Here is a 17,681-nt window from a genome sequence, read left to right as displayed (position 1 = left end):
TATTTTTGACAGCTCGGTGTCATAACTTAGCTACGGCTCTGTCAAGCTATGCTTATATACGGTGCTTTAGTGTCGCTTGGACCGCAACATGCAGCCACAAAGGACCGCCGACCGGTCACACTGGGAGCCGCGGTGACCACCGAGCATCTGGCCATGACATGCGGCTATATGGCAGATGCCGCGGGTACTCCGCCGGCGAAGCCAGGTGTCGTCGACAATTCGGCACAAATTAGCGGTAAACCCATTACCTCGCGCACTGGCAATTGAGCGACCAATTGCTAGAACTGCGGTAATTAAAATTTTTGAGTTTTTGCTGCACCGATCACGAAGGAGGAGCAATATTCATCTGTCGCGTCGATAACGGCGAGGTCAATTCATTGGTTCAAATCGGGGAGTCATCATGCGGAAGAGCATTCGCAAAGCCGGCCTGGCATGTGGCGCAGCCTTTGCTTCAGCAGCCTTGGCGTTGTCTGCCGCCGCGCCGGGATCAGCGCTGAGTTCAGCGGTGGTGATCGGCGGGCTGGCGACGCCCGAGGTTCATCCCATCGTCATCTCGCAGTTGCTGGGCGGTAAGCTCGCCGACGATCACGACATCCTTCGCGATGCGAAGTGGCCCGCCGCCGCCGGCCCCTACACGGGCAAGGACGATCCGACGCTGGGGCAGTCGATCACCGCGGGCATGCAGAGTCTCACGGCCGCCATCAACGAACAGCTCGCTCTGCTGGAGCGCGACGCGAACGGCAACGTGGTCAACGGCGAGAAGGTCACCGTGGTCGGGCTCTCGGCCGGTTCGCTGGTGGTCAACGAGGTGCTCCGCCAGATGGCCGCCGATCCCAACGCCGTTGGGGCCGACGAGATCCGGTTCGTACTGGTAGCCGACTCCAGCCGTCAGGAACTGATCAAGGACGCCCGGTACAACCCGCGCTACGACTACACCTATCAGCCTGCGCCCGAGGTGAAGTACGACATCCACGTCATCACCGGCGAGTACGACGGAATGGCCGACTTCCCGGATCGTTGGTGGAACGTCCTGGCTGTGGTCAATGCGATCGCCGGCGGCATCGTCGTCCACGTGCCCGTGATGTTCAAGGACTACGAAGCCATTCCCGCGGAGAACATCACCGAGACGATCAACGAATCCGGTGGCGTGACCAAGCACTTCCTGGTGCCCACGGAAAGACTGCCGCTGGTGCAGCTGCTGCCTTTCCTGGCGCCGCGTGAGGCCGAACTGAAGGCGAAGATCGACAAGGGCTACAAGCGCAACGACGCCGACACCGGCAGCGCGCGGCGTAGCGCCTCGACCGCTGCACCGGTCCTCGAGCAGGCGGCGGACGAAGACGACGCGACTTCCGACACCGAGGAGTCGAACGTCGACACGGCGGTCGAGGAAGACGCTGCCACAGAAGACGCTGCCACAGAAGACGCTGCCACAGAAGACGTTGCCACAGAAGACGTTGCCAACGATGAGGCAGTGACCGATGCGGCCGAGGACGTGGTTGCCGAAGACCTCGACGGCAACGCCGATCTGGACGCCGATCTGGCGGTGAGCACGGACTCCGTCAGCGAGAAGAGCTCGGCGCGGTCCTCGTCGTCGAAGGGTTCGTCGGACCGCTCGCGGTCGGATCGGCGGAGTTCGTCAGACTCGTCGGAGTGACCTCCCCGGGCTCCGAACAGGCCCGAAGCCCCGGCAGCATGCCGGGGCTTCGTGGCGTGTGCCGCCGGCGCTCTCCAGAGCGCGCCAATGCACCGTCGGGCCTACGATTGCGTGGTCATAGACCTATTTGCTGTGAGGTACCGTAGATGCCCGTGGATGAACCGCAGTTCGACGTGATCGTCGTAGGAGCCGGCTTCGGCGGCATGGGTGCCGCAATCCAGTTGAAGAAGATGGGCTACGACAACATCCTGATCCTGGATCGAGAAGACGATCTGGGCGGGACATGGCATGTCAACCACTATCCGGGCCTGGCCGTTGACATCCCGTCGCCGACCTACTCGTACTGGTTCGAACCCAATCCGAACTGGTCTCGGTACTACGCTCCCGGACGGGAACTCAAGGCGTACGCCAACCACGTGGCGGACAAGTACGACGTACGCAGACACATGCGGTTCAACAGTCCGGTCGACGGGGCGCGCTGGGACGAGGATGCGCTGCTGTGGCAGGTTTCGCTGTCCAGCGGTGAGACTTTGAGCACACGTTTCCTGATCACCGCCACCGGTTATCTTTCGCAGCCGCGCAAGCCCGACATTCCCGGAATCGAGGACTTCCAGGGGCGTGTCCTGCACAGCATGGATTGGGATGACAGCTATTCCCCCGATGGTGATCGCATCGGGCTGATCGGTACCGGCGCCACCGCGGTGCAGTTGATTCCGGAGCTCTCCAGGACCGCCGCCTCGCTGACCGTCTACCAGCGCACGCCCATCCACGTGGTGCCGAAGGTCGATTTCGCGATCCCCGTGGCGTTGCGGCGACTGTTCTCCCGGCTTCCGCTGCTGCAGCGGGCGTTCCGCTTCACCTCCGACGTGAACCTCGAAGCGATGATGATCCTGTCGGTGTTGAACTTCAAGTACTTCCGGAAGCTCAACTCGGTGGCCAACTACACCTCGCGCGCACTGCTGTTCGCGTCGGTTCGCGACAAAGCGTTGCGGGCCAAGCTCACACCGGAATACGAATTCGGGTGCAAGAGGCCTACCTACTCCAACTCCTACTACCGCACGTTCACCAAGCCCCACGTGCAGCTGCAGGCTGCCGGCATCGAGCGGGTTGTCGCCGACGGCATCATCGCCTGCGACGGCACGAAGGCCGAGATCGACACGCTGGTGCTGTGCACGGGCTTCGACCTGTGGGAAGCCAACATCCCGGCCATCGAGATCATCGGCCGCGGTGCCCGGAACCTCGGGAAGTGGTGGCGCGACAACGGTTTCCAGGCATACCAGGGCGTGACCATCCCGTCGTTCCCGAACTTCCTGAGCCTCGCGGGCCCGTACGCATCGAGCGGCTTGTCGTTCTTCAACACCGTCGAATACCAGATGCGCCACATGAACCGACTCTTCGGCGAGGTGCAGCGCCGCAACGCCACCACGTTCGAAGTCACCGAGCAGGCCAACGCCCGCTTCCGCGAACGGATGTCGAAGCTGCTGGGCAAGACGGTCTTCGGTCTGGGTGACTGCGCGAAGTCGCGCTCCTATTACTTCAGCCCCAGCGGCGAGACCCTGGTGCGGCCGGCATCGACCAACCAGACCAACCGCGAAAACGATACTTTCCCGCTCAGCGATTACCAGTACGCCTGAGTGCGCAGGTCAGAGCGTATTCGACGCACCCGCTGCAACGCATGTGTCAGCATGGAGGCATGCAGTTGATGCGTTTGCTCCGAGCCATGGGCGCGGCGGTTCTGGCGCCTGCGGCCGCGGTGACGGTTGGCGTCGTCGGTCCGGGTTTGCCTGCGGGTGCGGCGGATCCGTGTCCGGATATCGAAGTGATCTTCGCCCGCGGTACGGGGGCGCCGCCCGGACTCGGTTGGCTGGGCGACGCGTTCGTCGACTCGTTGCGCGGCAAGGTCGGTGGACGGTCGGTCGGAGCCTACGCGGTGAATTACCCCGCGAGTTTCGACTTCGACGCGTCCGCCCCGGCAGGTGCTGCCGACGCCGCGGCCCGCGTGCGTCACATGGCTGCCAACTGTCCCGACACCCGCCTGGTCCTCGGCGGTAACTCGCAAGGTGCCGGCGTCATCGACCTCATCACCGTGGACCCGCAACCGCTGGGCCGCTGGACCCCGACGCCGCTGCCACCCGAGCTCGCCGACCATGTCGCGGCTGTGGCGGTATTCGGCAATCCGTTGCGCAACGTCCGCGGCGGTGGACCACTGCCCGAGAAAAGTGGGACGTTCGGGCCGAAGACGATCGACATGTGTGCGGTCGACGACCTGTTCTGCAGCCGCGGATTGAACTTTGCGTCGCACTTTGCCTACGTCAAGAACGGCATGGTCGACGAGGCCGCATCCTTCGTCGCGGGCCGGCTCTGATCCATTAAATGAGCTAAGCGAGCAGCAAAGGCGCTGGCACGGCCACGTCGAGCGGTCAAATTGTGACGCCGCGACATTATGTGCCATAAGCACGGTGTTGACGGAGGTATATTGAATCCCGGCAACCGTGCGTAAGGGGGACGCATGCTGGGTAGTCTGGGTTGTCAGCAAACGATTGTACGTACGATGTGGGGGGATGATGAGTTCGACGAAAAGGTCCGCAGGGCGGCGGGTCACCAGGGTGGCCGCGGCCGCGGCATCCATTCCGTTGTTTGCGCTGCTGTCGGCGCCGGCGTCCGCATCGGCGGTCGCCCTGCCGGATGGGCCCGCGCGGGTACTGACGCTGAGCCTGCTGCCCAACGGCAACAACGATGACCTCCAGGGCAAACTCTGCGAGGAGCCGCGAGTGTGCCAGGCGGTGCAGAACTCGTACCTGTCCTCACGGGTGAGTTTCCAGGACCTCGACGCCACGCTGCGCGACGGCACCACCGGTCAGCAGATCGTCTTCGGCTACAGCCAGGGCGCACGCGTCGCCGCGGATTGGCTCGAGGCTTATGCCGGCACCCAGAACGCCCTGCCCGCCAGCGATCTCACGTTCATCCTGATGGGCAACCCGCAGCGCAAGTACGGGGGCTCGGACAACGATCTCGGCCACACCTTCCCGCAGACCGAATACAAGGTCATCGACGTCTCCCGCGAATACGACCTGGCCTCGGACTTCCCGAGCAACCCGTTCAACCTCCTGGCGATGCTGAACGCGCACCTCGGTTTCTTCATGGTCCACGCCGCCTACGAGGACGTCGATCTCGATAGCCCGGACAACTACGTGTGGACCGAAGGCAACACCACCTACGTCTTCGTGCCCACCGAGCGGCTGCCGCTGCTCGAGCCGCTGCACTGGATCGGCCTCGGCGGTGTTGCCGCGGCGTTGGATCCGGGCCTGCGAGCCGTCATCGACGCTGCGTACGACCGCTCCTACCTGCCGGAGCAGCCGGGAGTGCCGCCGACCGAGCCGGTGACCGAGGAGCCCACGGATCCGGCGGCCACCCCGCTGTCCCGCCGGGCCGCCACGCAGAGCGTGGATTCGGCGGTGCGCGCGAGCGCCCGCGAGACGACTCCGACAACGACCGACAGCACCCCGGCTCTTGACGTGGTCGTGGAGCCCGACGAGGACGTCGCGGCTGAGCCGGCCGAGGCGCAGGAGTCCCTCCGTGTCGACGACGCGGTCGCCGAGACGTCGGTGTCGGACGAGGACGCCTCGGAACCCGAAGCTGAACCGGTCGCACGGAAGCGGGCCGCGCAGCAGAAGTCGGACGACTCGAGCGCGTCGAGCGCTGGCGCTGACCGGTCGGAGCGCGGCTCCGACACGGGATCGTCGGGCACCGACGACTGAGCGCGTTACCTCCTCCGGTGCGGGGTGTGCTTGGCTGGCGTCATGGACGTCAGCGGCCTTGCACCTCTGGAACAGACCGCGCTGCTCACCGAGTACTGCCGTGCGCTCGACAGTGCCGCACCGCGGCCCATCCTCGGTGATCTGACAGCGCCGGCAACGGTGGCGCAGATCGACCACGACTTCGCCACGCTCGGTGCGACCCCCAGCGTGGTGGCATTGGTGTCGTTGCGCGCCAAGATGCTCGACGAGCGCATCCGCGCGTTCGTCGCTGCCCACCCCGACGCGGTGGTGGTCGATCTGGGCGCCGGATTCAGCAGCGCGCTGGTCCGCGTCGACCCGCCGGCCACCGTGGACTGGTACAGCGTGGACCTCCCGGCCGTCATCCAGATGCGGGAGGCATTGCTGCCGTCGAGCAACCGTGAACACCGGGTCGCCGCGTCGGTTCTCGAACCCACGTGGGCACAGGAGATCCCCGCCGACCGACCCGCGATGGTGTTCGCCGACGGGCTGTTCGCGTTTCTCGACGAGGCAGACGTCATCGCGGTGCTGGCCGGCATCACCGGCCATTTCACGTCCGGGGTGGTGGCATTCAACGACTACGGTCGGGTCAGCAAGCTCAACCAACTGCTGGGCAAGGTCGCCACGTCGGGCAAGGCGAACTCGCCACACAGCCAGTGGAACTTCCCAGGGTTCAAAGACGCTGCGACACCGCAGAGTTGGAACCCACGGCTGCGCCTGATCGACGAGTCCAGCGCCATGCACCGACCCGAGGCCGCGCTGTTCCCGGCCGGTCTGCGCTGGGCCAGCCGACTGTCACGTCGTCTCCCCGGCGTCGCGCGCAAAGCGCGCATCCTGCAGTACGGGTTCTAACGACCGCTTTCGGCCACCGAGACCGAGTCGGTCGTGCGGGGTGCCTTGTTGTTCCGCCGGTACACCACCGCGCGCCCGTTCTTGGCGGGTGTGACGGTGACGCCGCGGCTGTGCGGCTTCTCGTCGGGCGCGTCGGTCGGTTCCAACCGGAACTCACGCAGGATCGTGCGCAGCGTGATGTCCATCTCCATGGTCGCGAACGACGCGCCGATGCAGCGCATCATCCCGCCGCCGAACGGAACCCACGCGAACGGGTTCGGTGGTTTGCCGATGAAGCGGTCCGGGTCGAACTTCTCCGCATCGGGGAAGCTCTCCTCGGCGGCCATGGCCAGCTGCAGACTCGCCATGATCGTGTCCCCTTCGGGGATGACCCACTCCCCCATGCGAATCCGGGTCCGCGCCCGTCGCAGCGCGGCCGTCAACACCGGGCGGGTGCGCTGCGACTCGGCGATGGTCGCCAGCATCAACTCGTTACCGCCGGCATCGACCTCGTCGGTCAGCCGCTTCAGTAGATCCGGGTGACGGCGGATCCGTTCGATCGTCCACGCCAACTGCGTCGATGTCGTCTCGTGCCCGGCCACCAGCATGGTGAGCAGCTCATCGAGGATGTAGGAGTCCGGCAGCGGTTCCCCGTTGTCGAAACGCGCCTGCAACAGCAGTGACAGCACGTCGCCGCGCTCGGTGAATTCAGGGTCCGCGCGGGCCTCCTTGATCAGCGACGCGCAGATCTCGTCCATTCGCTTGCGGTATGCGGCGAACTTCCCGCCCAAGCTCCACGGCCCGAAGTCGCGGCGCACGATCGACGGCAGCAGCGCGATCTTGGAGCCGAACTCGACGGCGGCCGGAATGAGAACGCGCAACTCGTCGAGCTCGTCACCCTTGGCGCCGAACACGGCCCGCAGGATCGTGTTGAGCGTGATCCGCATCATCGGCTCGAGGGTTTCGAACTCGACGCCCTCCGGCCAGGATTGCATCTCCCGCATCACCTCTTGTTCGGTGATGTCCTCGTAGCCGCGCATGTTCTTGCCGTTGAACGGCGGCAGCAGCAGCCGGCGGCGGGCCAGCAGCTCGTCGCCTTCGAGGTTGAAGATCGAACCCGGGCCCAGCACGTCACCGCCGAGGTTGTTCTGCGGCCGCCCGACCAGGTCGCGGCTGGTGCTGAAAAGGTCCTTCACCAGTGTCGGATCGCTGATCACGACGGTCTCGCCGAACACCGGAAGCTGCAGTGTGAAGGTGGGGCCGAAGCGCCGGCCCAGCGCGGCGATCGAACTGTACCGGAGGGCGAGCACCACACCGCCCTGGATGAGCTTCGGGACCTTCGGGCCCGGCGGCAGCCGCACCGGATCAGTGGTGGCTGTTGCCATGTCGTCACCCCTTCGTACTGGTGCGTGAGTTCGTCATTCAGGCTATCGCGTAGTCACTGAGCGGGAAGTGCTGCTGTTCCTTGACCGCCTGGCGCACCGATGTCGGGCGGAACAGAGGTGCCTCCTCCGAGCTGTAGAACCAGTACGAGCGGGATCCCGCGCAGTTGCCGAGCCGGAACACCGTGTCGTCGAGCAGGGTCAGCATGCGGTCGAGGAAGCGCGCGTTGGCCTCCTCGGTGACCTCGAATGTCGTTGCGCCGCGGCGCTGCACTTCGCCGAACAGCCGCTCCATGTGCTTCATCTGGCACTCGACGGTGTCGAACCACGACATGCCCACCCACGCATACGGGCTGGCCTGGGTCAGCATGTTCGGGAACATCGGCACCGTCATGCCTTCATAGGCCTGGAACCGGTTCTCGCGCCACCACTTTCCGAGGTTGCGCCCTTCCCGGCCGATGACCTCGATCGCGGGCAGGTTCGACTCCCATACGTCGAAACCGGTGGCCAACACCAAGGTGTCGATCTGGCGTCGGGTGCCGTCGGTGGCGACGATCGCGTCGGGCTCGATCCGTTCGATACCCGCCGTCTCGAGATGCACGTGCGGCTTGTTGAACGTGCGGTAGTAGGTGTTCGACAGGGTGGGCCGTTTGCACCCGAAGTCGTAGCTCGGTGTGAGCTTGCGGCGCAGCCCCTTGTCCCTGATGGCCAGGAACCGGTGCAGCGTCCCGATGACGGCCGCCGCCCGGTTGACCGGACGGAACTGCCGGAACCGCCACATCGCGATCGTCACCATGATGTCCATGAACAGATCGCTGGATACTCGCAGAACACGTTGTGTCGCAGGGAATTTCGCGAACAACTTCTGGACGCCCGGACCGAATCCGAAGTCGAGTTTCGGCATCACCCAGATCGGGGTGCGTTGATAGACCGTCAGGTCCGCGACGTCCTCCGCGAGCTTCGGAATGAGCTGCACACCTGTCGAACCGGTCCCGATGATCGCGGCCCGCCGACCTTTCAGCGAGTAGGAGTGGTCCCACTCCTGAGCATGCAGCACCGTGCCCGCGAAGCTCTCGATGCCCGGGATGTCGGGCTTCTTCGGCTGGCACAGATATCCGGTGGCCAGCACCAGGAACTGCGCACGCAACGTTTCCCCGCCGCTGAGCGAGACCAGCCAGATCTGGTTGTCCTCGTCCCACCGAGCGCTGTCGACGACGGTGTTGAACCGCATGTAGCGCCGCAAGTCGTACTTGTCGGCCACATGTGCCGCGTACGACTTGAGCTCGGGGCCGGGCGCATACAACCGCGACCAGTACGGGTTCGGTTCGAACCGGTACGAGTACGTCGTGGATGGCACGTCAACCGTCAACCCTGGGTAACGGTTGACGTGCCAGGTTCCACCTAGGTCGTCCTCGCGATCGAGGATCGCGATCTTGCGGTAGCCGAGCCGGTTGAGCTGGATAGCGGCACCCATCCCGCCGAAACCAGCACCGACGATGATGGCGTCAAACTGCTCCGTGCTCACGGGGCGATACTACGGCCCTTCTCAGTCGTCAGAGCCGCCGGCGGACGAGCCGCCGCTCTTGCTGCTGGAGCCGGAGCGCTTGTCGCTGCTGCCCGACTCGCCACGCTTGCTGGCGCGCTTGGCCTCAGTGTTGCGCTTGGAGCTGCTGCTCTCGGCCTCGCTGCCCGAGTCGTCCGAGCCCTTGTCCGCGACCGGCTTCTCGTCGACGGTCGGCTCCTCGTCGGCAGCCGGCTCTTCCTCGGCGACCGGCTTCTCCTCGGCCTCCTCGGCGACCGGCTTCTCCTCGGCGACCGGGGCCTTGCCGAACTTGTCGAGCAGACCCTGCACGGCCTCGGAGACGACGTCCTTCTTCTCCTCCGGCTTGGTCTCTTCGGACTTCTTCGGGGTGCTCGAGTCCTCGGACGTTTCCTCGGCTGCCTCGTCGGCCTCCTCGGTCACCTCCGCGGTGCGCGAGACCAACATGGCCGCTGCGGCGGTGTCCGCCTCGCCTTCCTCATCGTCCTCGTCCTGCGCCGGCAGGTCGCCGAGCCCGGACTTGTCGAGGTAGTCGGCGTAGTCGGGGTCGTTTTCGTCGGCGACACCGGGGATCGCGGGGCCGATGTACTTGCCGGTCTCGGCGTCGTACCGATCCCGGACCGACGGCGGAATGTAGGCGCCGGGGTAGACGTCGTAGCCGACCTTCCACTCCTTGGGCATGAACGGGTCGACCTTGTTGCAGTCCGGGCACAGCAGCTTGGCGAGCGGCCGGGCCAGGTACGCGAACGGCGTCATCTTCGGGTTCCACACGTAACTCTTCGGCACGAAGGGATACCACGTGGTCATCAACGCCTCGAAGAGGTTCCGGCCGGCGTCCAGTTGGTCGCCCAGGGTGGGCGTCTTGATGCCCTCGGGCGCCGAGATCAGGTGATCCCAGAACGACAGCGTCTCCTCGAACGGCTTCGGGTAGACGGTCTCGCCGTGCCACTCCACCGGGTCCCCGGTCAGGCCGAGTTCCTGGCCCCAGAATGCCTCGACGTCGCTGATCGGGTTGTGGGTGGGCGTGATCGGGCTCTCGAACGTGAAGCCCTCGGGGTTGAAGAAGTCCCACAGCATGACCTTGAACATCTGGTCGAGGATGCCGTCGGGGTTGTTGCAGGGCGGGAAGCCGGTGCAGCCCTCGTTCATCGGCAGGTTGGCGCGGGCCCACCAGTCGGCGGTCCTGCCCAGCGGCCCGGAGATCGACGGGATCGCCACCAGGAACTCGACGAACGTGCGCGTCATCAACGGGTTGGCGGGATCCCAGCCCAACACGTTCGTCGGGGTGTAGACCCACCAGCTGCCGCTGATGCGCATGGCCTCGGCGAAGTTGTTGGTGCCCTGGACCGCGTAATACGGGATGTTCGCGATCGTCTCGAGCAGGTTGATCGGCGCGTAGAAGATGCTCTTGGCGTCCGGATCGGCGATCGGCGTCGTGGTGATCCGACCGTCGCGGTTGTAGCCCTGCTCGATCAGGTACTGCAGCGGGCCGGTCAACTCGTCGGCGAGCTTGTCCAGGCCCAGCGCATACAGCGGCGAGAGGATCGGCAGCGTCTTGGCCGGCGCGAAGACGTACTCGACACCGTCCTCTTCCCAGCGGCTGTTGTCCTCGTCGTCGATGTCGACGTCCTTGTAGCCGTCGCCGAGGTGGTTGGTGAAGAAGCCCATCGCGGCGTTCAGGACGGCCAGCACGTTGAGCGGGTTGGACGGCATGTCGACGGTCGGGTCGTACTGCTGCGCGACGTCGACGACCTTGAATTTGTCGCTGGTCGGCCACTTCTGGCCCCACGGGACACCGGCCCCGCCGTAGTTCCGCGACGGGTTGCCGATGACGACGAAGGTCAGGTTGTCCGGCGCCGGATAGGCCTCGGGATCGTCCAGGTGGGCTGCGAGCCACTGCGAGGCAACGACCGCGCCCTCACTGAAACCGAAGATGGTGACCTCTCCGTCGACATCGGAGAGGGCCTCTTTGAGGGCTTCGACGCCGGGCCCGAAGTAGCCGGGCTTGCTCCAGACCGGGCGGTAGTCGAGTTCGTAGCAGGTGTTGCCGTTCGTGCACATCGAGCCCTGCAGCTGCTCGCCCATGTCCAGCGCGTCCGGCGTCGGGTTGATCGTGATCACCCGCGCGGTCAGTGTGACGTTCTGATCGACGGACTTGGCGACCGCTGAGGTCGACGCAGCGTCGGCCGGTGCCGGCGGCGCGAGGGGTGCGAGCGCGATGACGCTCGACCCGACAAGTGCGAGGCCCGTTGTCACGTACGGGCGTAACGCTGCATGCATAAGCAGGCCAACCTTCCAGGTCGTTGCAATGTGATGACGAAGCGGTCACGTGATGTTTGCGGACATTATCACACTTCGGCCGCGCGCAAGGAATTGCTGGAGATCTTCTGTGAGATGTCCGTAACAGCACCGAGGAAACACTGTCATCGCCCGTATGGCGGGTTTCCGGAGAGATGTCACGTGACGGCAGGATGCGGCGCCGGTGTTGCTGCAGCGTCTGCCCACGCCACCCTCCGGTGGCGTCGAAACATTCCCTATAGCGCTGTGATCAGTGTTGACCCGGCTGGTTCAGGCTCCTGCCGCTGCTGTCCGCGGCCGATCTACGGCACGCTGAGGCCGCGACGAAACCCCGATCCGGTCGACTCCGCCGACGGCAGGCGACATCCCGCCAGCAACCTCGACACCCATTGAAATCGACGGACAAGGCATTTTGCTGACTGCGTCAATATGGCGCCTTCGCCTCCACGCGTTCGTTATCCTGCGCCCGCAGGAGGCCGATTACAGTCCGCGCGAGGCCAGCCATCCGTCGATCCGTTCGGCGACGGACTTCCAGCCGGACTCGAGCATCATGCTGTGCCCCATATCGGGGAAGAACACCGGATCGGTCCCGTACGCCTTGCCTGTCGCGCGCACTTCCGCCGGTGTTACAGCACCGTCGTGGCAGGCGCCCAGCACCAGTAGCGGAGTCCGGATCCTGCTCGGCCGAGGCAGCGCCAGCAGGCCGTCGCGCCCCGACCGGGCGCTCTCCTCCTGCAGTCGCGCCGCATACGTCGCCACCACCTCGTCAGGGGTGTGCGGCGAGAAGAAGCGCTCGCGCGCCAACTCGACGGTATTGACGAACGGCAGCGAGCGACCGGTGATCGACAGCTTCGTGAAATGCCACGGGTGGCGACGAAACCACCGCAGGCCCGAGCCGAGATAGCCCGACGGCGGGGCCGAGGCCATCAGCACTCCGGCCGGCGCCTCGTGACGCTCGAGGTACTTCTGCACCACGAACCCGCCCATGGAGTGACCGATCACCACGGGTGCGGCATCCAGACCGGCGGCCACCGAAGCCACGTCGTCGACGTAGTCCGCGACGGACAGTGCGCGCAGCGGTTTGTCGGTTCCGCTTCCTCCGTGGCCGCGGAAACTCGGCGCCACCGCGCGATAGCCCTTGTCGGCGAAGAAGTTCAGAAAATGTTCATCCCAGCACCACGCCGCATGCCAGGCGCCGTGCACGAACAGCAAGGGAACCGGGTGCGCCGTGGTGACGCACCCTTTGTCGATCACTTCAAGCATGGGGGCGGCCCTCTGTCGGGAAGGTCTCGGGCGAGAGCGCAAGGAACCTATCACGCTGCTCGGTAGTACCGTCGCCCCATGATGGTGCGCTCAACGCGGTCGGCACAGCACGGCCTTCGGTTCGGATTGCTCGACGGACTGGTCAACACGAGCGTCGGTCCGACGGTGTTGACCTCGGGCGCGATGCTCACGGCCCAGGCTACGGGTGCGGATTCGTTCTGGGTGGGCGACCACATCAACTCCCTGGTGCCGCGGTCGCTGGCAACGCCGGAGCATCTCGGGTTGGGCGCCAAGCTGGTGCCCAAGGTCGATGCGATCCTCGAGCCGTGGACCATGCTGGGTCATCTGGCCGCCCGTAATCGGCTGCGCCGCTTGCGTTTCGGCGTGTGTGTGACCGATGCCAGTCGTCGGCACCCTGCCGTCACCGCGCAGGCCGCCGCCACCCTGCACCTGTTGACGCGGGGCCGCGCGATGCTCGGTATCGGCGTCGGTGAGCGGGAAGGCAACGAACCCTACGGCGTCGAGTGGACCAAGCCGGTGGCGCGCTTCGTCGAGGCCCTGGCGACCATCCGCGCGCTGTGGGAATCCGGTGGCGAGCCGGTCAGCCGGGATTCGGAGTACTTCCCGCTGCGCGACGCGCTGTTCGACCTGCCGCCCTACAAGGGGCGCTGGCCGGAGATCTGGGTCGCCGCGCACGGCCCCAGGATGTTGCGGGCCACCGGTCGGTACGCCGACGGCTGGGTGCCTTTCGTGATCTCGCGGCCGGCCGAGTACGCGCGTGCGCTGGATGCGGTGCGTTCGGCGGCGTCGGACGCGGGGCGCGACCCGGCCGCCATCGTCCCCGCGCTCAACCGCACCGTGGTCACCGGCCGCACCCGCGCCGACGTCGACGAGGCGCTGGATTCGGTCATCGTCAAGTCGGCTGCCCTGGCCGCCCCCGCCGAGACGTGGGCGCGCCACGGAGCGGAGCACCCGCTGGGTTCGGACTTCTCGGGTGTGCAGGACCTTGTCCCGCAGTTGATCGACCATCAGACGGCGCTCTCCTACACCTCCCGGGTTCCCGCGTCCCTGATGAAAGAGATCTGCTTCCACGGCACGCCGTCGGATGTGCTCGATCAGGTCGCCGAATGGCGGGACCACGGGCTGCGCTACCTGCTCGTGATCAACGGCAGCCAGCTGAACCCGAAACTGCGCAAGGGGATGAGCGCGACACTCCCCTACGCGTCGGTGCTCCGAGGCCTCAAGAAGCTCTGACCGGTATTTGCCCGTGCAAACGCTTCGCTGATTCCGGTCGCGTCCCGCCGGCGTATCGGACGACTCCGGCCCGACACCCCCCGACGTTGCTGCCGCGTCAATTTCGCTACCGCGCGGACCGTTAAGGCGCCGCCGCGTGGGAGCGCGCATCAGCGTTGCGGCCGACGAGCCGGCCGGTTTTCCGCGCGGCCGGAGACGACCTCCCGGCCGTCTCTCCCGAGCGAACGAAACACCGACCAGCACAAACTGTTTCCGCGAGCGTCAATAAGGCGGGAGCGGGCCGTCACCGGGCCCCGGGCCCGGCATCTGACCGACGTTGCGGAGGTGCGGTGCCGCGCTGGTCACGCCCGCCCCCGGCGAGGCCGCGAAAGCGCGGGGCCATGGTGTTTGCCGATCCCGCTGGAATCGATGCGGTCACCAGGTATGGTCATTCGGTCGGGAGTCGCATCAGCTTGAAGAGATGGATGTCATGAACGTAGCTGTGAATTCGGTGATCGCGTCCGGTGTGGCACTGGTGGGCGCCGGCGTCATCGCGATCGCGCCGGTCGAGGCGCCGGTCTCCACCGTGCGTGAAGCAGAGCCCGACGTGAGCCTGACCGCCTCGTCCCTGGCCTACGTGCCGATCAATCTCATCGAATCGGTGTTCAGCGCGCCCGCACACATGGTGGAAGCCCTGAACCGGTTGTCGGCGGCGCTGACCCTCAGCGGCAGCTGGAACGAGTCGAGCCCGAACAACGTGTGGGGCTGGGATCCCGCCAACCCGGCCATGCTGCGCGCTGCGATCGACGTGTTGATCCCGTTCCCCGCCTTCTCCAATCCCTGGGGCAAGCACCTCGACTGGTGGGCCACCGCCAACCTGCCGATGTACGAGGGCTGCGCCTTCGAATGCCCGGACCTGCCCGGGATGCTCGACGTGATGTTCAACGTCCCGATGAGCCACTTCTACCGGGAGCAGGGCTACACCTTCCCGACGGTCATCAACCCGATCGACGGTAAAGAGACCGAATGGTCCGGGGACACCATCAAGCTGGACCCGGCCGAGACCGTCACGTCGGTGTGGAACTTCCTGACCTCCGAGCCGCAGGGCATCCAGCGCGTCACGTTTTACGAGATCATCGAGGCCGTCGCCGATTTCGCGGCCTCGCTGCAGGTCACCGGGCACCTTCCGGACTGGATCGCGGTGCGCGAGATCGAACGGTTCTTCAAGTTCTTCGTCCCCGCTCCCCCAGCAGAGGAAGCCGGGGAGAGCGAGGAAGACGAGGCGGCCCGGCAATCCTTGCCCGAGGTCGAGGTGACCACGCTGGCTGCCGCCGACAAGTCGGCAACCGAGGCGCCGGCCGAGAGCCCGGTCTCGACGCCCCGGCGGATCGAGGTTCGCGACGCCGAGGTCGGCGACGCCGCCGATGACGAGGCGCCTGCCGTCGACGGGTCCGCGACCGAGGAAACCACCCCCGCCCCGGGCGAGCAGACCACCGACGAGCCCACCGACGAAGAGCCCGAGAAGGTCACCGTCGAGGAGCAGCCGGCGGCCGAGACCGGCGGCAAGCACCGCAAGTCCGAGTCCGACGAGTCATCGGTGCGGCGCGGCGGCAAGAGCGCGACCACCGAGACCGGTGGCCGTCACCGCAAAGCCGAGGAAACCAAGACGAGCTCCGCCAAGACGCGGGACCGGTCCGACTCCGGCAGCGACGACTAGTCGCGACCGCCGTCAGTCGGTACCCATCCACGGCCGGTTGCCGTACGTGTTGAAATGCATGACCTCGGCAACCGGCCTGCGGGTCGTCGGTCCGTAGCGGCCGCGCGGCCAGCCCAGCGGCACAACGCAACACGGCGTCACCGACACCGGCAGGTTCAGCGTCCTACGGGTCGAGGTGACGCTCCACAACGGCAGCGTGATCAGCGACGCGCCCAGACCCATCGCCCGCGCCGCGAGCAACAGATTCTGGACGCTCGGATAGATCGAGCCGTAGAACCCGGACAGGGCCGCATGTGGCATCGGGACGAACGGCACACGCCCGTCTTTGGGGCCGAGCTTCAGACACGCCACGATCAGGACCGGCACCTCGGTGAAGTGGTCGACCTGCCACTGCACGGCGCGGGCGGTCTTGGCCATGGACGCGTCCCGCGCCGCGACGCGCCGGATCACCGCCTGGTAGTACAGATTCCAGGCCTGGCGGTACCTGCGGGCCAGCTTCTTCTTGACCTCCAGGTCCTTCACCACGATGAATTCCCAGTTCTGGCCGTTGGCGCCGGTCGGCGCGTGCAGGGCCACCTCCAGGCACTTCATCACGATGGCGTCGTCGACCGGATCCGGATAGACACGCCGCACCGCACGCTGGGTCATCATCGCGTCCATCAGCGGCATGTCCATGCGGGCAAGCGCTTCTGAGGTCTCGGGCACCGACGCCGGAGGATCGAGAGAAAACCGCCGCTCGGTCGACTCACCCATGTTGTGCCACCCAATCTGACGTGAACCGTTGCAGTTCAGGGATTTCGACGACGATCTGATCGCCGATGTACTTCTCGATGCGCCCGCCGACGAGCGGAATCCGGACTTCCAGCGTGCCGGCCAGGGACAACCGCGAGCCGTGCGGCAGCGGCGACAGCACAGCCGAACCCACACCGGACCCCGGCACACCCGAGGCCGAAATCGTGATCTCACCGCTGACCGCGCCGTCACCGTCGGCATGCCAGCGCTCGGTGCGCACCACCGACAGGCCGCCGCGAAACACCTTGGCCAGCGGGCCCGGGAGCGCGTCGCTGCGCAGGCCCTGCGACGTGGCCACCGACACCGAACCAGCCGAATCGACGGTCAGATGATCCAGAGTCGTTGTGCCGCCGCCGAAGTGGGCGATACGCGCCTGCCAGTACGATTCGTCGCCGAAGGCCCGGTGAATCTGCTCGACCGAGTACGGCGAATCGGTCGAGACGTCAAAGGGACGGGGCATGGCTCCCACCGAGCAGACGATCGGCCAGCTTGCCCGCGAACACCCGGCTCTGCTGGACCTGCTCGTCGCTGATGTTCGTCGGCGGGATCTTCACGCCCAGGTACTTCTCGCGGTACTGGCCCGACCCGAGGTAACTGGTCAGCGACAGCATGGAGCGCACCTGGTCGCCGGGATAGATGAAGTGGATGCTGTCGACGAAGCGGCCGCCCTGCTTGCCCGCCAGTTCACGCACCGCCTCCAGGTTCTCCTGCCAGTACCGGCGCGCCACGGTGAACACCGCGAACGGCTTGCCCCGCAACAGCGTTGCGGCCTCGGCCGACTCGAGGAACGACCGCACCGGCATGCTGACCGTCCGCCACCAGGTCGGGGAACCGATGCAGATCAGGTCGTACTCGCCGTCGCGGACCGCGTCCGGGGTGCGGATCTCGCCCTTCTCGCCACGATTCTGCGGCCCGAACACCGAGAACATGTCGGGCCACACCTTGCGCATCGGGAACCGCGAGAACGTCTCGGCGTACCGCGGGTCGGTGAACTCGATTGGCGCGGTGTGCACTTCGCACCCCCGCTGCCGGAAGACCTCGGCCGCGGCATCGATCACCTTCTGCGTCTGCCCCGTGTAGGAGTAGTACAGGAACAACACCCGCGGGCGCGCGCCGCGATCATCGGATTCGGTCACTGTCCTGCTCCCCTCTCGGCTGACGACATGCCCACTCCTTTCGCTCCTGCCCGATTGTC

14 protein-coding genes are annotated in these 17,681 nt (G+C 66.0%); 7 read left to right on the top strand and 7 right to left on the bottom strand.

Annotation, left to right across the window (positions count from 1 at the left end; genetic code table 11):
- The first annotated feature begins 400 nt into the window (after positions 1-400).
- From ACQI46_RS18425 to ACQI46_RS18405, 5 genes are all read left to right on the top strand, one after another.
- On the top strand, positions 401-1,654 hold the full coding sequence (locus ACQI46_RS18425) for a PE-PPE domain-containing protein (protein ID WP_427095468.1): 1,254 nt from the start codon (positions 401-403) through the stop codon (positions 1,652-1,654).
- A 152-nt stretch (positions 1,655-1,806) separates the two neighbouring features.
- The gene (locus ACQI46_RS18420) at positions 1,807-3,288 is read left to right on the top strand and encodes a flavin-containing monooxygenase (RefSeq protein WP_427095467.1); all 1,482 of its coding nucleotides are present in this window, start codon (positions 1,807-1,809) and stop codon (positions 3,286-3,288) included.
- Positions 3,289-3,347: 59 nt separating this feature from the next.
- Entirely contained in the window at positions 3,348-4,019 is a 672-nt protein-coding gene (locus ACQI46_RS18415) for a cutinase family protein (RefSeq protein ID WP_427095466.1), read from the top strand.
- 196 nt (positions 4,020-4,215) lie between these two features.
- Entirely contained in the window at positions 4,216-5,412 is a 1,197-nt protein-coding gene (locus ACQI46_RS18410; protein WP_427095465.1) for a PE-PPE domain-containing protein, read from the top strand.
- Between the two features lie 42 nt (positions 5,413-5,454).
- On the top strand, positions 5,455-6,282 hold the full coding sequence (locus ACQI46_RS18405) for a class I SAM-dependent methyltransferase (RefSeq protein ID WP_427095464.1): 828 nt from the start codon (positions 5,455-5,457) through the stop codon (positions 6,280-6,282).
- On the opposite strand, the gene ACQI46_RS18400 is transcribed toward ACQI46_RS18405, so the two are convergent.
- From ACQI46_RS18400 to ACQI46_RS18385, 4 genes are all read right to left on the bottom strand, one after another.
- Entirely contained in the window at positions 6,279-7,646 is a 1,368-nt protein-coding gene (locus tag ACQI46_RS18400; RefSeq protein WP_427095463.1) for a cytochrome P450, read from the bottom strand. The genes ACQI46_RS18405 and ACQI46_RS18400 overlap by 4 nt on opposite strands.
- A 37-nt stretch (positions 7,647-7,683) precedes the next feature.
- Positions 7,684-9,168, bottom strand: a complete 1,485-nt coding sequence (locus tag ACQI46_RS18395) for a flavin-containing monooxygenase (protein WP_427095462.1) — start codon at positions 9,166-9,168, stop codon at positions 7,684-7,686.
- Between the two features lie 21 nt (positions 9,169-9,189).
- Positions 9,190-11,439, bottom strand: a complete 2,250-nt coding sequence (locus ACQI46_RS18390) for a PE-PPE domain-containing protein (RefSeq protein ID WP_427095461.1) — start codon at positions 11,437-11,439, stop codon at positions 9,190-9,192.
- A 522-nt stretch (positions 11,440-11,961) separates the two neighbouring features.
- A complete protein-coding gene (locus tag ACQI46_RS18385) occupies positions 11,962-12,744 on the bottom strand; it encodes an alpha/beta hydrolase (protein ID WP_427095460.1) in 783 nt (260 codons plus the stop codon).
- An 81-nt stretch (positions 12,745-12,825) separates the two neighbouring features.
- Here ACQI46_RS18385 and ACQI46_RS18380 point away from each other — a divergent pair, with 81 nt between their 5' ends.
- Together ACQI46_RS18380 and ACQI46_RS18375 are read left to right on the top strand one after the other, a co-directional pair.
- A complete protein-coding gene (locus ACQI46_RS18380; RefSeq protein ID WP_427095560.1) occupies positions 12,826-13,998 on the top strand; it encodes an LLM class flavin-dependent oxidoreductase in 1,173 nt (390 codons plus the stop codon).
- Positions 13,999-14,467: 469 nt separating this feature from the next.
- Positions 14,468-15,694, top strand: coding sequence for a hypothetical protein (locus tag ACQI46_RS18375; protein WP_427095459.1), 1,227 nt, complete (start codon positions 14,468-14,470; stop codon positions 15,692-15,694).
- A gap of 12 nt (positions 15,695-15,706) precedes the next feature.
- Here the strand turns inward: ACQI46_RS18375 and ACQI46_RS18370 are convergent, their stop codons facing one another.
- The 3 genes from ACQI46_RS18370 to ACQI46_RS18360 are packed head-to-tail and all read right to left on the bottom strand — an operon-like array spanning position 15,707 to position 17,622.
- Positions 15,707-16,447 carry a nitroreductase family protein gene (locus ACQI46_RS18370; protein ID WP_427095458.1) on the bottom strand — a complete coding sequence of 247 codons (741 nt, stop codon included), beginning with the start codon at positions 16,445-16,447 and terminating at the stop codon, positions 15,707-15,709.
- The gene (locus ACQI46_RS18365) at positions 16,440-16,946 is read right to left on the bottom strand and encodes a DUF2505 domain-containing protein (protein WP_427095457.1); all 507 of its coding nucleotides are present in this window, start codon (positions 16,944-16,946) and stop codon (positions 16,440-16,442) included. Before ACQI46_RS18365 ends, ACQI46_RS18370 begins: the two co-directional genes overlap by 8 nt.
- Complete coding sequence (locus ACQI46_RS18360; protein WP_427095456.1) at positions 16,930-17,622, bottom strand: flavodoxin family protein; 693 nt, start codon at positions 17,620-17,622, stop codon at positions 16,930-16,932. The genes ACQI46_RS18365 and ACQI46_RS18360 overlap by 17 nt, the downstream gene beginning before the upstream one ends.
- Positions 17,623-17,681: the final 59 nt, after the last annotated feature.

Source organism: Mycobacterium sp. SMC-4 (assembly GCF_050205565.1).
Lineage (GTDB): Bacteria > Actinomycetota > Actinomycetes > Mycobacteriales > Mycobacteriaceae > Mycobacterium.
Note: the sequence above shows the minus strand (reverse complement) of the source record. Positions and strands in the feature narration are given on the sequence as shown.